General features: G+C 59.7%; 16 protein-coding genes and 1 other RNA gene. 9 read left to right on the top strand and 8 right to left on the bottom strand.

The window, feature by feature from the left end:
* Window positions 1-72: 72 nt before the first annotated feature.
* On the bottom strand, window positions 73-1,098 hold the full coding sequence (locus tag NW841_RS07210) for an ABC transporter permease (RefSeq protein ID WP_414365740.1): 1,026 nt from the start codon (window positions 1,096-1,098) through the stop codon (window positions 73-75).
* Window positions 1,099-1,307: 209 nt separating this feature from the next.
* On the opposite strand from NW841_RS07210, the gene NW841_RS07205 reads away from it, so the two are divergent.
* Entirely contained in the window at window positions 1,308-2,288 is a 981-nt protein-coding gene (locus NW841_RS07205) for an NAD-dependent epimerase/dehydratase family protein (RefSeq protein WP_414385963.1), read from the top strand.
* A gap of 65 nt (window positions 2,289-2,353) precedes the next feature.
* Here the strand turns inward: NW841_RS07205 and cobW are convergent, their stop codons facing one another.
* The 3 genes from cobW to psbD form a co-directional block, all read right to left on the bottom strand.
* Window positions 2,354-3,412: a cobalamin biosynthesis protein CobW gene (cobW, locus tag NW841_RS07200; protein ID WP_414385962.1), complete on the bottom strand. Its 1,059-nt coding sequence runs from the start codon at window positions 3,410-3,412 to the stop codon at window positions 2,354-2,356.
* Between the two features lie 128 nt (window positions 3,413-3,540).
* Window positions 3,541-4,890: a photosystem II reaction center protein CP43 gene (psbC, locus tag NW841_RS07195; protein WP_414335970.1), complete on the bottom strand. Its 1,350-nt coding sequence runs from the start codon at window positions 4,888-4,890 to the stop codon at window positions 3,541-3,543.
* Window positions 4,891-5,101: 211 nt separating this feature from the next.
* Window positions 5,102-6,160, bottom strand: a complete 1,059-nt coding sequence (psbD, locus tag NW841_RS07190; protein ID WP_414365737.1) for a photosystem II D2 protein (photosystem q(a) protein) — start codon at window positions 6,158-6,160, stop codon at window positions 5,102-5,104.
* Window positions 6,161-6,657: 497 nt separating this feature from the next.
* Between psbD and NW841_RS07185 the strand changes: the two genes are divergently transcribed.
* The 6 genes from NW841_RS07185 to NW841_RS07160 all read left to right on the top strand — a co-directional run bounded on the left by NW841_RS07185 (window position 6,658) and on the right by NW841_RS07160 (window position 10,804).
* A complete protein-coding gene (locus tag NW841_RS07185) occupies window positions 6,658-6,765 on the top strand; it encodes a PetM family cytochrome b6-f complex subunit 7 (RefSeq protein WP_414334413.1) in 108 nt (35 codons plus the stop codon).
* Between the two features lie 22 nt (window positions 6,766-6,787).
* Window positions 6,788-7,801, top strand: a complete 1,014-nt coding sequence (locus NW841_RS07180; RefSeq protein ID WP_414385961.1) for a ketopantoate reductase family protein — start codon at window positions 6,788-6,790, stop codon at window positions 7,799-7,801.
* 23 nt (window positions 7,802-7,824) lie between these two features.
* Window positions 7,825-8,589 (top strand): SDR family oxidoreductase, encoded by a 765-nt coding sequence (locus tag NW841_RS07175; RefSeq protein ID WP_414334417.1) that lies wholly within the window; start codon window positions 7,825-7,827, stop codon window positions 8,587-8,589.
* Between the two features lie 84 nt (window positions 8,590-8,673).
* Window positions 8,674-9,933, top strand: coding sequence for a sensor histidine kinase (locus NW841_RS07170; protein WP_414385960.1), 1,260 nt, complete (start codon window positions 8,674-8,676; stop codon window positions 9,931-9,933).
* A 150-nt stretch (window positions 9,934-10,083) separates the two neighbouring features.
* Window positions 10,084-10,347: a helix-turn-helix domain-containing protein gene (locus NW841_RS07165; RefSeq protein ID WP_414365734.1), complete on the top strand. Its 264-nt coding sequence runs from the start codon at window positions 10,084-10,086 to the stop codon at window positions 10,345-10,347.
* Between the two features lie 196 nt (window positions 10,348-10,543).
* Window positions 10,544-10,804, top strand: coding sequence for a hypothetical protein (locus NW841_RS07160; RefSeq protein WP_414385964.1), 261 nt, complete (start codon window positions 10,544-10,546; stop codon window positions 10,802-10,804).
* Window positions 10,805-11,151: 347 nt separating this feature from the next.
* On the opposite strand, the gene NW841_RS07155 is transcribed toward NW841_RS07160, so the two are convergent.
* Window positions 11,152-12,045, bottom strand: coding sequence for an acyl-CoA desaturase (locus NW841_RS07155; protein WP_414372485.1), 894 nt, complete (start codon window positions 12,043-12,045; stop codon window positions 11,152-11,154).
* Window positions 12,046-12,364: 319 nt separating this feature from the next.
* On the opposite strand from NW841_RS07155, the gene NW841_RS07150 reads away from it, so the two are divergent.
* Entirely contained in the window at window positions 12,365-13,027 is a 663-nt protein-coding gene (locus tag NW841_RS07150; protein ID WP_414365732.1) for a TetR/AcrR family transcriptional regulator, read from the top strand.
* A gap of 60 nt (window positions 13,028-13,087) precedes the next feature.
* Here NW841_RS07150 and rnpB read toward each other — a convergent pair.
* Both rnpB and lipA read right to left on the bottom strand, forming a co-directional pair.
* An RNA gene (gene rnpB / locus NW841_RS07145) (RNase P RNA component class A) lies at window positions 13,088-13,542 on the bottom strand.
* Between the two features lie 118 nt (window positions 13,543-13,660).
* Window positions 13,661-14,575: a lipoyl synthase gene (gene lipA, locus NW841_RS07140; RefSeq protein ID WP_414372487.1), complete on the bottom strand. Its 915-nt coding sequence runs from the start codon at window positions 14,573-14,575 to the stop codon at window positions 13,661-13,663.
* 512 nt (window positions 14,576-15,087) lie between these two features.
* Here lipA and tkt point away from each other — a divergent pair.
* Entirely contained in the window at window positions 15,088-17,088 is a 2,001-nt protein-coding gene (tkt, locus tag NW841_RS07135; protein ID WP_414372489.1) for a transketolase, read from the top strand.
* Window positions 17,089-17,356: 268 nt separating this feature from the next.
* Here the strand turns inward: tkt and NW841_RS07130 are convergent, their stop codons facing one another.
* Window positions 17,357-17,485, bottom strand: a complete 129-nt coding sequence (locus NW841_RS07130; RefSeq protein WP_414365729.1) for a hypothetical protein — start codon at window positions 17,483-17,485, stop codon at window positions 17,357-17,359.
* Window positions 17,486-17,584: the final 99 nt, after the last annotated feature.

The following is a 17,584-nucleotide window of genomic DNA, read 5'->3' as shown; positions in this document are numbered from 1 at the left end:
GGCAGAAGAAGAGACAAAAGCTCTGCTGTCAAGCGGGTGAGGAAACCCCACCCGCCTACGCGGTGGGGTAGTTCATAGCAAAGACTCAGGCCGGATCCGCGGATCCACCCACATCAAGAGCAGATCGGCCAATAGGTTGCCCAAAATCAGCATCACCGCTCCCAGCAAAAGCCCGGCCATCACCACGTTGATGTCAAAGCTTTGGACGGCTTCCAAGAGCAGCTTGCCCAGCCCCGGCCAATTGAAGAAAAACTCGGCAATGAAGGAGCCGCTGAGCAGATTGGCAAACTCAAAGCCCAAAATCGTGATCAAGGGGTTGACGGCGTTGCGCAATGCATGCAGCCAGATCACCCGCCATTCAGGAATGCCCCGTGCCCGCGCCGCCTGGATGTATTCCTGCCGCAGCACGTCCAAGAAGTTGCCGCGGGTAATCCGCTGCAGCCCGGCAAAGCTGGTAATGCTCAGGGCCAGCGTGGGCAAGAGCAGGTGGCGGCCCAGATCCAGCAGCTTCCCCCCCCAACCGAGCTCGGCAAAATAAACACTGGTCATTCCCCCTACCGGCAACCAGCCCACGTTTTGAGCCACGATCAGCAGCAAAATGGCCAGCACAAAGCTGGGCATGGCCTGCCCCAGGTAGCTGAGCAACTGCAACGCCCGATCCAAAGGAGTGTTCTGCCGCAGCGCCCCCAGGATCCCCAGAGGAACGGCAATTAGCCAAGTTAGCAAAACAGAGCACACTGCCAACAGCAAGGTGGCGCCGGCACGGGAGAGAATAAGCTGCGCCACCGGCACGCGATAGGTGTAGCTGACGCCAAAATCCCCCTGCAGCAGATTGCCCAGCCAGGTCAAATACTGCCAAATCAAGGGCTTATCCAGGCCCAGCCGTGCCTCTTCCTGGGCAATAAACTCTTGGCTGACACTGGGATCCGCCCGCAAGGGATCCAAAAAATCGCCGGGAGCCAGTTGCAAGAGCAAAAAGCTGAGCACCGTGATCAGCAGTAGCACCGGCACCGCTTGGGCCAGCCGCTGCAAGACCAAGGCCAGCGGTGGCCACAGACTGAAAGCGCGCCTGCTAGGGGAAGAGGAGGTTACGGCCACAGACAGAGGTCGAGTTGAGCGCGGTCTTAGCTGGGATCCCGGTAGGGGATCCTTGTCGAACTATGCTGCCATTCTTCGGGCCAGATTTCTAGCCTGCTGCCCGGCTTGGAACAGGGTGCAGTTGCCCGGACTTGCCGTCAGGGGAATTGGGGGTTAAGCCGCTCCGGCAGGCGCAAGCCAAGGCGGTAGACTAGTCAAAAGCTTTTTCGATGAGTTGCCGTTGGGAAGACCTCTTGCGAAACCTGTTTCTTACCGGCGCTAGCGGCTGTCTGGGGCACTATGTGTTAGAGCGCCTTGCCCAGGAAAGGGATCCCGAGTTTCCGGAGCGGCCCGCCTACCACCTCTACATTCTTATCCGCAATCCCAGCCGTCTGCGGTTACCCCCGGAGCATTTGCCCGCCCCTATCACCCTGGTGCCCGGCGATCTGCTGCACATCCGCGAGCACGCCGCTCTGCTGCAACAGATGGATGGGCTAATCCACATGGCGGCGGCTTGGGGGGATCCCACCCTAACCTGGGCGGTGAATGTTACCCACACTCTGGAGCTCTTTCAGTTGTTGGATCCCCGGCGCTGCCAGCAGGTGATCTACTTTTCCACCGCCAGCCTTTTGGATCAGGCGTTACAACCTTTGGCCATCGCCGGCCAGGCCGGCACCGACTACATCCGCAGCAAGTATGTGATGCTGCTGCAACGGCAGGAAAGCTGCTTCTGGCCGGATCGGCTGCTGACGCTCTACCCCACCCTACTGTTTGGCGGCAGCCCCCACCACCCCTATTCCCACATCACCGCTGGCCTTAAGGATGTGCTCCGCTGGCTGGATCTCATCCGCTTTTTGCGGGTGGATGCCAGCTTCCACTTCATCCACGCTGCCGATGTGGCAGAGATGGTGGCCTACTGGGTAGCCCATCCGCCCGGTGGCGGCGATTGGGTGTTGGGCAACCCCCCTCTGTCTGTGGATGAGTGCGTGGAACAGGTGTGCGCCTATTTCAGAAAGCGGATCTACTTCCGCTTGCCTCTGCCCCTTGGCCTCCTCCGCAGCCTAGCTTTTCTGTTTGGGGTGCGGCTTTCGGCGTGGGACGAGTACTGTCTGCGCCACCGCCATTTTGTCTATCCGGCCCTCTCGCCAGCAGCCCTGGGCTTGCCCTGCCACTTCCCCACCGTGGCCTCTCTCCTAGATGCCTACCTCTAGGCCGCTTTTATAGGGTCGCGCCAACTCCCCTCTCCCAGAGGGAGAGGGGCTGGGGGTGAGAGGGATCAACCAGTAAAGGCCACCGCTTCCCTCATGGCCAAGCCCTGAAGCTGAGCGGCAATGCGCTCCCGGTTAAGCCTCTGCCCGATGAACACTAGGCGGGTCAACCGCGGCTCTTGCGGGCGCCAGGGCCGGTCGTAGTAGGTTTCAAATCGCCCTCCCACCCCCTGCAGCACCAGCCGCATCGGCTTGTGGGGCACGGCCACAAACCCCTTCACCCGGTAGAGGCATTCCTCTTGAGCCAGTTGACGCAGTTGGGCAACTAGGGATCCCGGCTCATAGCCCCCCTCCAGGCTGAGGCAGAAAGACTCGAAGGCCTCGTGCTCGTGCTCCTCCTCGTGGTCGTGGTGGCTGGGGCGGCGCTCCAACTGATCTTCCACCGCCGCCTGCAAGCCCAAGAGCACTTCTGGGGCAACCTGGCCCCGCTCACAGGGGAGGACTCGAACCTCAGGGCGCAATTGTTGCCGCAGCCAGCTCTCCACGCGCGCTCGCTCCGACAACGTGATCTGATCCACCTTGCTCAGCAGCACCAAATCGGCGCAGCTCAACTGATCCGCAAACAGCTCCTCAATGGGCGTCTCGTGATCCAGGCTCGCATCGGCCTGCCGCTGCGCTTCCAGCGCCGCCCGATCCCCCACCAGTTGTCCAGAGGCCAGGGCCTGACCGTCCACCACTGCAATCACCGCATCCACCGTGGCGCCGGTGCGTAGGGTGGGCCAGCGGAAAGCCTGCACCAGAGGCTTAGGCAAGGCCAATCCTGAAGTCTCAATCAGGATGCCGTCCAGCTCCGCCCGCTGCTGCAGCAGGGTTTCCATGGTGGGCAAAAATTCCTCCTGCACCGTGCAGCAGAGGCAGCCGTTGGCCAGCTCCAAAATGGGGATGGATCCCTCTCCCTCGCAACGTTGGCAATCCCGCAGCAGTTCGCCATCAATGCCCACTTCGCCAAACTCATTGACCAAAACGGCGATGCGGCGGCCCTGGTTGTTGAGCAACAGGTGACGGATCACCGTGGTCTTGCCGGATCCCAAAAATCCGGTGATGACCGTAACCGGGACTTTGTGCATCTTTACCGAACATTCAGCCTTCTCAGTCTCTATCCTCTCTTCCTTCTCTGCCAATCCTGTCGGGGGGGATCCCCAAAAAAAGGCCCCCTACCGGGGGCCAAAGGTTGATCTCCAAGAGACTTCCGTGCTTATCGGATCGGCTTCATCCGGTAAACCGGCTCGTTCTCGCGGCTGATCCCTTTCTCAAAGCCGGCAGCAGCGGCACGGGCGCGACCGGCATGCCACAGGTGGCCAACGAAGAACAGGAAGCCGAAGATGAAGTTGTGGGCTGCCAGCCAGGTGCGCGGGCTGGTGAAGTTCACCGTGTTGATCTCGGTCGCCACACCCCCCACCGAGTTCAGGGATCCCAGTGGCGCGTGGGTCATGTACTCCACCGCACGGCGAGCTTGCCAGGGTTGGATGTCGTTTTTCAACTTATCCAGATCCAAGCCATTGGGGCCCAGCAGCGGCTCTTTCCAGGGCGCCCGCACATCCCAGAAGCGCATCGTCTCACCGCCGAAGATGATCTCGCCCGTGGGGGAGCGCATCAGGTACTTACCCAGACCGGTGGGGCCTTGGGCCTGGCCGATGTTCGCCCCCAGGCGCTGGTCGCGCACGATAAAGGTGAGGGCTTGCGCTTGCGAGGCTTCAGGGCCGGTGGGGCCGTAGAACTCGCTGGGGTAAACAGTGTTGTTGAACCAGATGTAGCAGGTGGCAATAAAGCTCATCAGCGAGACCGCCGCCAAGCTGTAGGAGAGATAAGCTTCCCCCGACCAGATGAAGGCACGGCGGGCCCAGCCAAAAGGCTTGGTGAGGATGTGCCAGATCCCACCGGCAATGCAGATGATGCCGATGTAGATATGGCCGCCGATCACATCCTCCATGTTGTCCACGCTGATGATCCAGCCGTCGCCGCCGAAGGGAGACTTGAACAGGTAGCCGAAGATCACCGCCGGGTTGAGGGTGGGGTTGGTGATCACTCGCACATCGCCACCGCCGGGAGCCCAGGTGTCATAGACACCGCCAAACCACATGGCCTTGGCCACCAACAGGAAAGCCCCCAACCCCAAGAGGATGAGGTGGATCCCCAAGATGGTGGTCATCTTGTTCTTGTCTTTCCAGTCGTAGCCGAAGAAGGGGAAAGACTGCTCCAGGGTTTCTGGGCCGCGCACGGCGTGATAGATGCCCCCCAGCCCCAGCACTGCGCTAGAGATGAGGTGCAGCACACCAATCACAAAGTAGGGGTAGGTGTCGATAACTTCGCCGCCCGGGCCAACCCCCCAGCCCAAAGTGGCCACGTGGGGCATCAGGATCAGGCCCTGCTCGTACATAGGCCGATCCGGCGTGAAGTGAGCCACCTCAAACAGCAGCATCGCTCCCGCCCAGAAGACGATCAGGCCGGCGTGAGCCACGTGGGCACCCAAGAGCCGACCGGAGAGATTGATCAAGCGAGCATTCCCGGCCCACCAGGCAAACCCGCCCTGGGTGCGATCCTGCATCGCTGCGGAACCAAAGGTCGTTGAAGTCACTGAGGCCAGCCTCCGAAAAGAGTAACAGTCAGTACAGCAGAAGATAGAGCTGAAAAGCAAAGGATCTTAAGAATGGCCGAGCGCCTACCCACCCAATCCAAGGCTTGAATAGGCGAACGCTCGGCCCCGGCTCTCACGTGAAGGATCGAGAGAACTCAAGCGTTCGACAGCCAGCGCCAGTTTAGAGCGCGTTGCCGCGGGGTAGGACTTCTTCGGGGAACTCAAAGCGCTCGTGCGGCTGATCCTGCGGCGCCATCCAGGCCCGAATCCCCTCGTTGAGCAAAATGTTCTTCGTGTAGAACGTCTCAAACTCAGGATCCTCCGCCGCCCGGGTCTCCTGACTGATAAAGTCATACGCCCGCAGGTTCAGCGCCAAACCCACCACACCAATGCTCGACATCCACAAACCCGTCACCGGCACAAACAGCATGAAAAAGTGCAGCCACCGCTTGTTGGAAAACGCTATCCCAAAAATCTGGCTCCAGTAGCGGTTAGCCGTCACCATGGAGTAGGTTTCTTCCGCCTGCGTCGGCTCAAACGCCCGAAACGTGCTCGCCGCTTCCCCATCCTTGTAGAGCGTGTTCTCCACCGTCGCCCCATGGATGGCACACAACAGCGCTCCACCCAAAACGCCAGCCACCCCCATCATGTGGAAGGGGTTCAGCGTCCAGTTGTGGAACCCTTGGAAGAACAGCAAGAAGCGGAAGATCCCCGCTACCCCAAAGCTGGGGGCAAAAAACCAACTGCTCTGCCCCAGCGGGTAAATCAAAAACACGCTCACAAACACCGCAATCGGCGCGCTGAAGGCAATGGCGTTGTAGGGCCGCACCCCCACCAGCCGGGCAATCTCAAATTGCCGCAGCATAAAGCCAATCAGGCCCAGCGCTCCATGGAAGGCGACAAAGGTCCACAGCCCGCCAATCTGACACCAGCGGGTAAAGTCCCCCTGGGCTTCCGGGCCCCACAGCAGCAACAGGCTGTGCCCCATGCTGTCGGCGGGGGTGGACACGGCCACGGTCAAAAAGTTGCACCCCTCCAGGTAGGAGCTGGCCAGGCCGTGGGTGTACCAAGAAGTTACAAAGGTGGTGCCGGTCAGCCAGCCGCCCAAGGCCAGGTAGGCGCAGGGGAACAGCAGCAGCCCCGACCAGCCGATAAACACGAATCTGTCGCGCTTGAGCCAGTCATCGACGATGTCGAACCATCCTCGCTCCTGGCGTACGCGCCCTACCGCGATGGTCATCTCAACTTCTCCTTAAAAAGATGATGAGGACATTAATGAAACTACAAACTTTGCTTCTTTGAAGCAAGACTGGGGCCTAGGTATAAAGACTCAGTCTGCGAACTTTATCGCCTCAGTTTCCCTGCAGGGATTCCTGACCGGAACCGACCAACCGCTGCATTAGACAGCTTTGCTGGCGTTCCGAGCTGCTCTTGGCATCCTCAGCAGGGCTGTGGCAGTCCCGACGAGCCACACTAGAGCCACCGAACAAGTTTCACGGCTGTCGGCATTACAACAATTTAGCCTATGCCAGTAAAGACTTGTAAATTGCTTTCATTATAGAGGCGGAGGACACGCCCCCATCAAGTCTAAGGCGACCGGGATCTTCACCGACTGTAATCTTTGCGGTTTTTCTCTCCTGAGATATTGAGCGTGAGGGGCCGCCTCACCCCGGGGAAGGCCGAAGGCTCAAGATCCGATATCCTTAAAGGGCGAGGCAATCCACCTGAGAGGAATCTATGGCTAGTGAGATCTTCACCATTGCTGGGCTCTCTATTGTCCTGACCCTAGTGGGCGTGGCGCTCGGGTACGGGATCCTGCGCGTCACCCAGGGCGGGGCCGAGTAGGGATTTCCTCGCTTGGTGAAACATGAAAATCGGCATCGTTGGCGCCGGGGCAGTGGGAGGGCATTTGGCCGTCTGCCTGGCCCGAGCCGGTTTTCCAGTGAGTGTGGTGGCACGGGGATCCCACTTGCAGGCCATCCGCAGCCAAGGATTGAAACTGATCCGGCAGGGGGATCCCCCTGAGGCTTGGGTGGAACGGCTGACAGCCAGCGATGACTTGGCTGAGCTGGGGCGGCAAGATGTGGTAATCGTTGCTGTCAAGGCCTACAGCTTGCCCCTGCTTGCCCCACAGTTGGGATCCCTGTGTGGCCCGGACACCCCCCTTGTGGTTGTTCAGAATGGTCTTCCCTGGTGGTACTTTTACCGGCATGGCGGCGAGTTTGAGGGGCGCTCCTTGACTTCGGTGGATCCGGGCGGGGTGATCGCCGCCCATCTGCCGATCGAACGGGTGATCGGCTGTGTCGTGTACATCGCCGTGCAGTTGGCAGAGCCAGGGGTAGTTTTGCACACCGGCAGCGGGCGCTATATTCTGGGGGAGCCAGATGGATCGTTGTCGGAGCGGCTGCGCTCTCTGGCGGCCATCTTTGAGCAGGCGCAGCTTCCTGTAACTCTCACCTCCCAAATTCGGGTCGAGATCTGGCAAAAACTGTGGGGCAACGCCGCTTTCAACCCCATCAGCGCCCTCACCCGCGCGGCCCAAGACGAAATTGCCCAGTACCCGCCCACCCATGCGTTGGTTGAGTCGGTGATGCAGGAAACCGAGGCTGTGGCCCAAGCGCTGGGGATCCGGCTGCCGGTCTCTCTGGAAGAACGGCTCAAGGATGCAGCCCGCGTGGGATCCCATCGCACCTCGATGCTGCAGGATATCGAGCGGGGGCGACCGACGGAGATCGAGAGCATTGTCGGCGCCATCGCGGAGCTGGGGCGTTGGGCAGGGATCCCGACTCCCCATTTGGATACACTCTATGCTTGCGTTAAGCTGCTGGAGCGCTCGCTTCAGGCGGGGAAGGCGGCCCGTTCCCAGCCGCAGATCCCCTAGTAGCCCCTCAACTCTTGCGGACTATGCTGGAAAACGCCATTGTGCTCATCACCGGTGCCAGCAGCGGCATCGGGGCAGCCTGTGCCACGCTTTTTGCCCGTTCTGGGGCCAAGCTGATCCTGGTGGCCCGCCGTCAGGAGCGTCTGCAGGAGCTGGCTATGGAGTTGCAGCAGGCTTACGGCGCTTCCTCATACTTGCTGACTTTGGATGTGCGGGACAGGGCAGCCGTACAACAGGCGCTCCAGTCTTTGCCGCCGGTCTGGGCTGAGATCGACATCTTGATCAACAACGCCGGCCTCAGTCGCGGCTTGGACAAGCTCCACACCGGTGCTCTGCAAGATTGGGAGGAGATGATCGATACCAACATCAAGGGCTTGCTGTATGTTACCCGCGCCGTTTTGCCCGGCATGGTGGAGCGGGGCCGCGGCCATGTGGTCAACATCGGCTCCATTGCCGGTCGGCAGACCTATCCCGGCGGCGCCGTCTATTGTGCTTCCAAAGCCGCCGTGCGGGCCATCTCCGAGGGCCTGAAGCTGGATCTGCTGGGCACCCCCATTCGCGTCACCGAGATCCAGCCCGGCTTGGTGGAAACCGAGTTCAGCCAGGTGCGCTTCCACGGCGATCGCGAGCGGGCGGCAGCGGTCTATCGGGGCCTCACCCCCCTGACGGCGATGGATGTGGCCGAGGTGGTGCTGTTTGCCGTCACCCGTCCCCCCCACGTCAACCTCAGTGAGGTCTTGCTGGTGCCCACCGACCAGGCCAGCACGACAATGGTGCATCGCCGATAAGGATGCGAAGATCCCGATCCCTTCGCTTGTTCGGTATTCACCCCCCCATCCCTGGGCGACAATGGCGGCAAAGGGGGTGGGCCCATGGGAGTGGAAAGCGGGATCCTCATTGGGTTGGGCATCGGCCTACTCGGCACGCTAATTTTGCTCTGGCAGAGTCGGCGCCGCTTCGGCCGCCAATTGCAACAGTTGGGATCCCTGCTGCACGTGCCCCTGCCTCTGAGTTCGCCAGAACAGATGCTCAGCCGGCTCAGCCGCCACCTGCGCCAACAAGAACTGGAGTGGGCCAGCCAAAAACGACACCTGCAAGACTGGCAGTATCTCAGCCACCACCTGCCCTGGGGATATCTGCGGGTGGACGAGAACAACGTGGTCCTGGAGTGTAACCCTGCCGCTCAACGCCTGCTGCACATTAGCCAGTGGCAGCCGGGCGTCAAGCTCCTGCTGGAGTGGGTGCGCTCCTATGAGTTGGATCAGCTCATCGAAGCCACCCGCCGCCAGGGGGCCAACACGCCCATCCAGAGCCGCGAATGGATCTTCTACCCTTCCGGCGGCGAGAATAAACCGGTTCCGCTGCGGGCTTGGGGGCTGCCCCTGCCGCAGGGGCAGGTTGCCATCTTTTTGGAAGACCGGCTGGAAGCTACCCTGCTAGCCCAACAACGGGATCGCTGGGCCTCGGATGTGGCCCACGAGCTGAAAACCCCCCTCACCTCGATTCGCCTGCTGGCCGAAACTTTACAAAGCCGGGTCGACACCGCGCAAGCGGTTTGGGTGGAACGATTGCTCAACGAGACGCTGCGCCTCAGCCAGTTGGTACAAGACTTGTTGGAACTGAGCGCCCTTAACTTGGGGGCCGGATCCCGCTCCCAATGGCGCTGGGTGGATCTGGCAGCCTTGGTGCGCGAAGCCTGGCAGAGCTTAGAACCGCTGGCCAAGCCCCGTCACCAGGAACTGCACCTGAGCAGCCCCTCCCAGCTCTATCTCTGGGGAGATGAACAGCGCCTCTACCGCCTCATCCTCAACCTCTTGGACAACGCCGTCAAATATGGCGCGCCCGACTCCCCTGTCCACGTGCTGCTCTTGGAACAGGGATCCCAGGTGCGGCTGGAGGTGTACGACCACGGCCCTGGCCTGCCGGAGGATCAATTTGAGCTGGTCTTTCAACCCTTTTACCGCACCGATGCGGCGCGGGCTCGCAGCAAAGGCGGCACCGGCCTGGGGCTGGCGATCGTGCGGCAAATTGTGGAACTTCACGGCGGCACAATCCGCCTGCGCAATCACCCACAAGCAGGTGGGCTGTGGGTGCAGGTGGAACTGCCCCGGAAACGCGCCGATGCCCTGTGAAAGCTGCCCAGAAGCGCTCCCGTCAACATCGCCAAACCCTTCGGCCTGAGAATTGCCGCAGATTTTCCTGCGGCGGGACTATCCATCTTGGAGGGGATCCCCTAGAATTGGTCTAGGTAATCCTTACAGTTTGTACCCTGGGCATTCGGAATGGGCGCCGATTATCATTCCGCTGACTTGTTGTCGGAGCGTGAGCTGCAGGTTCTCGAGTTAATCGCAGCGGGTCTGACCAATCAGGACATTGCAGAGCGCTTGGAAATCAGCAAGCGCACTGTTGACAATCACATCAGCAACATTCTGAGCAAGACGCGAACGTCAAATCGCGTCGCTTTGGTGCGCTGGGCTCTGCAATGGGGAAAGATTTGCCTGGATCAGGTCAATTGCTGCACCCTAGTGGATGACAAAATTGCCTAGCCCCATCTTGCTTTACCAGTAGCCAAACGCCCAACGTAGAGTTTTAATCGGGGGTTTTTTGCGTTTTGCACCGCGATTGCTTCTGAGAGAGGGAGCGACGGTGAGGGGGAAAAAGAAGCTGCGCAGAGCCCTTGGGAAGTCCTGAGTTTGGCTGGAGGTAGCTGCATTTTGAGTTGCGTAGGTTGAGTTGTCATCCGTGGGCATCCCTAAGCTGAAACGTTACGCTGTTCGCTACGATTCCATGCCCCTGATGGTTTATCGAGAGGTGGCTGCCCATTTGGCCTGCATTCCAGGTGTGGAAGCAGAGCTGGAATGGAGAAAAGACCCCCTCTTTCGCTATTCCGATAGCGAAATCGAGGCGCTGCAAATTCGCCAGGAGGCTGACGCTGACCCAGAGCAAGTTCAGCGCGTTCTTGACCACTACGGGACATGGCAGTACAGCCCCTTACAGGACTAGCCCTCCTGCATTGCCGAAAAAGAATGAAAGGTTGGCTACTCGTCGCCAGCGCGAGACCTCTGGGTTATCTGGCGAGCCTTGCCAGCTCCCCGCAGGGGGATATTGACTTCCCTTCCAACCGGAACCGATAACTGGGCAGCAGCTCCAAGCTAGGTCGAGACAGAGCTTGAGTGCTCTGCGCTGCTAACGAGCTTACGCTAGCGCATACAGGCCCGTCACTCTAAACCCCTCTCCCTTTTTTGGGAGAGGGATCCACCGAGCAGCGCAACGAACTGTCTTAGCAAGAATTGCCCGTACGGCCAGGGTGACTTTATCGAGGGTTCTAGAAGCTCTGAGGCAGAGACAGTTTAGCGAGTTGGCTGACCTTGAGCGGGCAGGTGCAACTTACGAGCCAAACCCAGTCGCGCCAACACCCAAATGACCCAGTAGGTCATGTCAATTTCCCACCAGCGCAAACCTGCTTTCACGCACTTCGGGTCGGCGTGATGGTTGTTGTGCCAACCTTCGCCGTAGGTGAGCAGAGCCGCCCACCAAAGGTTACGGGCATTGTCATTGCTTTCGAACGTCCGATAGCCCCAGAAGTGGCTGGCAGAGTTAATCAACCAGGTGCAGTGCAGCAGCAGCACTGTCCGCACAAAGATGCCGTAGATAACGAACGGCCAACCGCCGAGCAGGTAAAGCACTACAGCCAGCGGCAGTTGCAGCAGCAGCCCATACTGGTCTAGCCAACGATAAAAAGGATCCCGAGCCAAATCCGGCGCAAAGGCAGAATACTTCTCACGATTAAAAAACTCTTCCCGTTGGTAAATGAGCCAGAGCAGGTGGCTCCACCAAAAGCCTTTGCGAGCAGAGTAGGGATCCCGCTCTTCGTCTTCCGTAAAAGCGTGATGCTGACGATGGCCGGCCACCCAAAAAATTGGCCCCCCCTGGATGGCGAGAGCACCGAAGGTAGCAAAGACATATTCGAGCCACTTGGGCACTTGGAAGCTGCGATGGCTAAGAAGACGGTGATACCCCAGGCAGATGCCCAAGCTGCCGAAACACCAGTGAAGCAATAGGGCCACCCCCAAGGCTGGCCAGGAAAAGCAAACGATGCCGCCCACCAAAGCGAGGGCGTGAAAAACAACGAAAAAAAGAACAAATTCCCAGGCAAACCGAAAAGACTTTTGGGGCTCAGGCTGAGCGAGCGAAGCAGAACGGTTGGGGTTGTCCAGCGATTGGGTGGGAAGGGAAACGGCCATGAACCAGCAAAACCTCAGAAAAGGAGTAAGGGCAGCGCAGAATCAAATACCTCCTCCCAAAGTTGCTTCTCATGCAAAGGCCACCGCATCCCTGACTTAGCTTACAACGAGCTCGCCTCCCTGAAAGGCAAGCCGGGATCCCTGAAGGCCTGCCCAAGCAAGCCCCAGCAGTGAAAGCCGCTATGAGAGAGCAGAAAGGCAGCAGGTTTGATCTCGCCTGAGGTTAAGCTTAACGATATTTCACCTCAAATGCAAGTGCTACTTGCAGATTGCTACTACCTTGAGCGCTTCCTCTTGACTTCTTACCCCATCACCTACCATGGCACGTCCTTCTTCCCGGCAAAGGCTGCTGAACGCGGCTCGAGACCTCTTCGTCCGCCAGGGCATCACTCAGACCACCACCCGTCAAATTGCAGACTTGGCCGGCGTTCATGAAGTAACCCTGTTTCGTCACTTTGGCAGCAAGCAGGGACTGCTCCTGGCTGTATTTGCTGAGCTGGGAGTTTTCTCCGGCATTGCCGACTTACCCCTCCCAGCGGATCCCGCTACCTTCCGGGGCTCTGAGCTACAAGCCATTCTCCTCCGCTATGTCCAAACCTGCTTCCAAGCCCTAGCTAATAACCCTGAGCTGGTGCGCTCGTTGGTGGGAGAAGCAGGCTTCTACTCCGAGGAGCATCGCCGTGCCTTGAGAGCAGGCTTCCTGAAGGCGCAAGAGCAGCTAGCCCACTACCTTCAGCAGCTCCCTAGCCCGGAGCTACAAGCCATTGACTCTGATCGCCTTCAGGCCGCTGCTGGAGTTCTCCACCTCATGATTTTAGGGACAGCAGTGTTAGCCGTTACCGCTGGCCTGCCTTCCAGCGCCTCTGACAAGCCCCCAGCTAAGCAAGCGGACAAGGGCACTCCTAGCAGCAGCGTTCCCTTCCTCCTCCAAGCCTGCGTAGAGCTGTGGATGGCGGCCTTGACGGGTATGAGACAAACTTAAGAATCTTCCCTCCGAAGGACTCCCTCGAGGTTGGCAATCCCAAAAAACCCAAAAAAGAGAAGAGATGAGGAGGTTGTAAGCCGGGTTCTGTAGTGGGGTGCTCCAAGGGGCGACCCACACTGGCGGTCATCTCTCTGGGAGTGATGTTGCCACCACCCTCTAGCGGCTCACCACCACCGAGGACACCCTTCCCCAACCAATGGTTGAGTACCGTGACCTCGATGCAGCCAACAGGGGCGAAGAACAGCCATAGTCCTGCGGCTGCGGCCTTGCTTTCCACCGGGGTTTACCGAGCCAGCGCCTCACGACGCTGCTGGTGGGCTCTTACCCCACCTTTGCACCCTTACCTGTACTGGGTGGGATCCCAGCCATCGGCGGTATGTTTCTGTGGCACTATCCTCGCGGTTACCCGCACTGGGAGTTTCCCCAGCGGTGTGTTCTTCTGAAAGCCCGGACTTTCCTCATCCTGCTGCCTGGTAGCGGCAGCGAGGACGCAACCGCCTGCCCCTCCTCTCTCTTCAGTTCGATCCTACTGCATCTTTACCAAAGAAGATGCCAGAAATCCCTACCAACTAGGCCTGTGGTCTTCCCGGGAGAAGCGTTGCGCCACAACAACACCTCAGGACTTCTGATCTAGCTTGGCAAGACGCTCTCAGCAGGGGATCCCCTTTTCGGGTAGCGCCGCATCAGCTCTTGCACGGCTTCGGCATGGTAGGAGCTGCGGGTGAGAGGGGAGGACACCACCTGCAGAAAGCCTAGCTCTTCCCCCACTTGCCGCCAATGGTCGAACTCTTCTGGGGTGACATAGCGCTCCACCGGCAGGTGTTTGGGGCTGGGCGCCAGGTATTGGCCAAGAGTGAGGATGTCGCAGCCCACCCGGCGCAGATCTTGCATCACCTGTAAAATCTCCTCGGCGGTCTCTCCTAAGCCCAGCATCACCCCTGACTTGGTGTAGAGGCCCGGATCCCATTGCCGTGCCAGTTCCAGAAGCCGCAGGGAGCGCTCGTAGTTCCCCTGGGGGCGCACTCGCCGGTAGAGGCGGGGCACGGTTTCCGTGTTGTGGTTAAGCACCGTTGGGCGGGCAGCGAGAATCTGCTCCAAGGCCTGCCAGTTGCCACATAAATCTGGGATCAAGACCTCGATGGTCGTCCGGGGCAGGCGGCGGCGGATTTCGGTAATGCAAGCAACAAACTGGCTGGCTCCGCCATCCGGCAGGTCGTCCCGATTCACCGAGGTAATGACCGCGTGGCGCAACCCCAGCCGTTGCACGGCTTCTGCCACCCGCAGCGGCTCAGTGGGATCCAAGGGCAAAGGCCGTTTGGTGAAGTCGATATCGCAGTAGGGGCAGGCACGGGTACAGGCCGGGCCCATGATCAAGAAGGTGGCGGTGCCGTTGGCAAAGCATTCCCCTAAGTTGGGACAGGAAGCCTCTTCGCAAACCGTGTTCAGGCCCAAGTCCCGCAGCAGTTGCTGGACAGACCCGGCCCGTTGGGGGGCTTTGGCCCGCAGCCAGGGCGGTTTACCGCTAGGCGAAGAAACAGCGCTCAATGAAAACCCTCCAACCCACCAGAAATGGTGGCAAGCGTATCTCTCAGCTTAGCCTGTCATCTTGCCCAGCCGAGACCGACCCGGGCCAATTCCCAGCTTGATGGATCCCCACTGCTTCGGAAGCGAGGCCCAAAACACAGAAGGATAGCTTGGTAGCCCCGCACTTGAGTGCAGGGCGGAAAAGCCCGTCAGCAACTTTAGTTGCTCGCCAATGGTATAGTTGTCACCGAGGCGTAGCGTTCCCAGGCGAGCCCCTAAAACGGTGAAAAACCCGACCGGTGGCAAGCGTCCGGGAGATGTCAACGTCTCAGCCAACCTCCAAGGACTCCGTCCCGCTGACGCGAACAGGAAAGTCAGCAGAACCTTGGGGTTTTGCCTCAAGGAACCGTCTAGAGGCGTCTTGACAGCGCCTTTACGAGTTTGTTGTTGAACTGCGTAAGAATCCCCCGCCTTTAGGCCGTGGGAGTGTCAAGGCATACTGGAAAGCGAATGTCGAGCGATAGGGATCCCACATGGTTGTTGCTGCTCCTCCCTCCCTGGAACAACTTGCCATCAACACGATTCGTTTTTTGGCGGTGGATGCTGTTCAGAAAGCCAACTCCGGCCACCCCGGCCTGCCGATGGGGGCAGCACCCATGGCCTATGTGCTTTGGCAGCAGTTTTTGAAGTTCAATCCCCGCAACCCCAAGTGGGTGGATCGGGATCGCTTTGTCCTCTCGGCGGGCCACGGCTGTATGCTGCAATATGCCCTGCTGCACCTGACGGGCTTTGATGTCAGTCTGGAGGACATCAAGCAGTTTCGCCAGTGGGGATCCAAAACTCCCGGGCACCCGGAAAACTTTGAAACTCCCGGTGTGGAGGTGACCACCGGCCCGCTGGGACAGGGGGTGGGCAATGCGGTAGGGCTGGCGATTGCCGAGGCCCACTTGGCGGCCCGCTTCAACAAGCCCGGCCACACGATTGTGGATCACTACACCTACGTGATCTTGGGTGATGGCTGCAACATGGAGGGGGTGGCCTCGGAAGCGGCCTCGCTGGCCGGCCACCTCAAACTGGGCAAGCTGATCATGCTCTACGACAGCAACCACATCTCCATCGACGGCAGCACGGAAATTGCCTTTACCGAAGATGTGGGCAAGCGCTATGAGGCCTACGGCTGGCACGTGCAAAAAGTGGAGGATGGCAACCACGACCTGAAGGGGATCGCCGAAGCCATCCAAAAAGCCAAGGAGGTCACCGACAAGCCTTCTTTGATCATCGTCGAGACCACCATCGGCTACGGATCCCCCAACAAAGCTGGCAGCGAGAGCGTCCACGGGGCGCCCCTGGGGCCAGAAGAGGTCAAGCTCACCAAACAAAACTTGGGCTGGCCGCTGGAGCCGGAGTTCTACATCCCCGACGAGGTGCTGGCCCACTTCCGCCAGGCCATCGATAAAGGGGCCAAAGCCGAGGCGGAGTGGAACGAGCGCTTTGCCGCCTACGAGAAGGCCTACCCGGAAGAGGCCGCTGAGTTCAAGCGCATCATGGCCGGGGAGCTGCCTGCGGGCTGGAAAGAAGCGTTGGCTCCCATTGCCGAAACTGGCAAAGAATCCACCCGCAACCTCTCCAAGTTTTGTCTCAACGCCCTGGCCAAGGCGGTGCCAGAGCTGCTGGGGGGATCCGCCGATCTGGCCCATTCCAACATGACCTACTTGAAGGGGATCCCGGAGTTTCAGGCCGGCTCCTACCACGGGCGCAACTTCCGCTTCGGGGTACGGGAACATGGCATGGGAGCCATCGCCAATGGCATGGCTCTGCACGGCGGCCTCATTCCCTACGACGCCACCTTCTTGGTTTTCAGCGACTACATGCGGCCGGCCATCCGGCTGTCGGCCCTCTCGCGGGCGCGGGTGTTGCACATCATGACCCACGACTCAGTGGCCCTAGGAGAAGACGGTCCCACCCACCAGCCCATTGAGACGCTGGCCTCTCTGCGGGCCATCCCCAACCTCTACGTCATCCGCCCGGCGGACGCCCGCGAGACGGTGGGAGCCTACCAGGTGGCCCTCGAGGCCATGTCCACCCCGTCGGTGCTGGTGTTTACCCGGCAGGCGGTCAACCCCGTAGAAGGCACCTCCATTGAGGGGGTAGCCAAGGGGGCCTATGTGGTGGTGGATGCTCCCAACCCGGAGCTTATCTTGATTGCCACTGGCTCAGAGCTGGAGCTGGCGGTGAAGGCTGCTGCTCAACTGCAGCAGGAAGGCCGAGCGGTACGGGTGGTTTCCATGCCCTGCATGGAGCTGTTCGAGGCCCAGCCTCAGAGCTACCGCGACTCCGTCTTGCCCCCCAATGTTACCAAGCGCATCTCCGTCGAGGCGGGATCCACCTTTGGCTGGCACAAGTACCTGGGCTTTGAGGGGGTGGCCATCGGCATCGACCGCTTTGGCGCCTCCGCCCCCGGCCCTGTCTGCATGGAGAAGTTCGGCTTTACGGTGGAGAATGTGCTCAATACCGCTCGTCAGCTCCTAGGCTAGGATTTTTGCTCCTCCGGCCTGAGCCCAGCAGGGATCCCTTCTCTGCTGGGTTTTTTGCTGCCTGGTGGAAAGGCTGACAACTTGTTAGCAGGACTTGCAAAACATTGCGGTTGTTTCAAGCAAGGTTGAGACACTTGCTACCCCAACCCCTTTCCCCTTGTAGGAGAAGGGAGCGAGAAAGTTGTTTCATAGTTTCATAGCAGGGAAAACGTTGGCTTCCAGCGATAGGCGGATGTTCTTGCGCCAACTTTGGGTCTGACAGCTCGGCCTACTGCAGGAAGCCCGCCAGTAGAATGACCACTCCCCCCACGACGGCCAAAATCGTCAGTACCCGGCCCGCATTGGCACTGCCCTTCCAGGAGTAGCTTTTCTCTGGTTTTTCTGATTCTTCTGGCATAGCCATGCCTCCCTTTGCAGCGATGAACTACCCCACCGCGCAGGCGGGTGGGGTTTCCCCATCCGCTTTACGGCGAGATTTTTGTCTCTTCCTCTGCCC

This window comes from Synechococcus sp. H60.3, assembly GCF_047462295.1.
Taxonomy (GTDB): domain Bacteria; phylum Cyanobacteriota; class Cyanobacteriia; order Thermostichales; family Thermostichaceae; genus Thermostichus.
This window is presented reverse-complemented; position numbering and strand designations above follow the sequence as displayed.

Bases quoted from the DNA above. Each gene is read 5' to 3' on its own strand.
- NW841_RS07205 (WP_414385963.1), top strand. From the start codon at position 1,308: ATGAGTTGCCGTTGGGAAGACCTCTTGCGAAACCTGTTTCTTACCGGC.
- cobW (WP_414385962.1), bottom strand. From the start codon at position 3,412: ATGCACAAAGTCCCGGTTACGGTCATCACCGGATTTTTGGGATCCGGC.
- psbC (WP_414335970.1), bottom strand. From the start codon at position 4,890: ATGCAGGATCGCACCCAGGGCGGGTTTGCCTGGTGGGCCGGGAATGCT.
- psbD (WP_414365737.1), bottom strand. From the start codon at position 6,160: ATGACCATCGCGGTAGGGCGCGTACGCCAGGAGCGAGGATGGTTCGAC.
- NW841_RS07185 (WP_414334413.1), top strand. From the start codon at position 6,658: ATGGCTAGTGAGATCTTCACCATTGCTGGGCTCTCTATTGTCCTGACC.
- NW841_RS07180 (WP_414385961.1), top strand. From the start codon at position 6,788: ATGAAAATCGGCATCGTTGGCGCCGGGGCAGTGGGAGGGCATTTGGCC.
- NW841_RS07175 (WP_414334417.1), top strand. From the start codon at position 7,825: ATGCTGGAAAACGCCATTGTGCTCATCACCGGTGCCAGCAGCGGCATC.
- NW841_RS07170 (WP_414385960.1), top strand. From the start codon at position 8,674: ATGGGAGTGGAAAGCGGGATCCTCATTGGGTTGGGCATCGGCCTACTC.
- NW841_RS07165 (WP_414365734.1), top strand. From the start codon at position 10,084: ATGGGCGCCGATTATCATTCCGCTGACTTGTTGTCGGAGCGTGAGCTG.
- NW841_RS07155 (WP_414372485.1), bottom strand. From the start codon at position 12,045: ATGGCCGTTTCCCTTCCCACCCAATCGCTGGACAACCCCAACCGTTCT.
- NW841_RS07150 (WP_414365732.1), top strand. From the start codon at position 12,365: ATGGCACGTCCTTCTTCCCGGCAAAGGCTGCTGAACGCGGCTCGAGAC.
- tkt (WP_414372489.1), top strand. From the start codon at position 15,088: ATGGTTGTTGCTGCTCCTCCCTCCCTGGAACAACTTGCCATCAACACG.
- NW841_RS07130 (WP_414365729.1), bottom strand. From the start codon at position 17,485: ATGCCAGAAGAATCAGAAAAACCAGAGAAAAGCTACTCCTGGAAGGGC.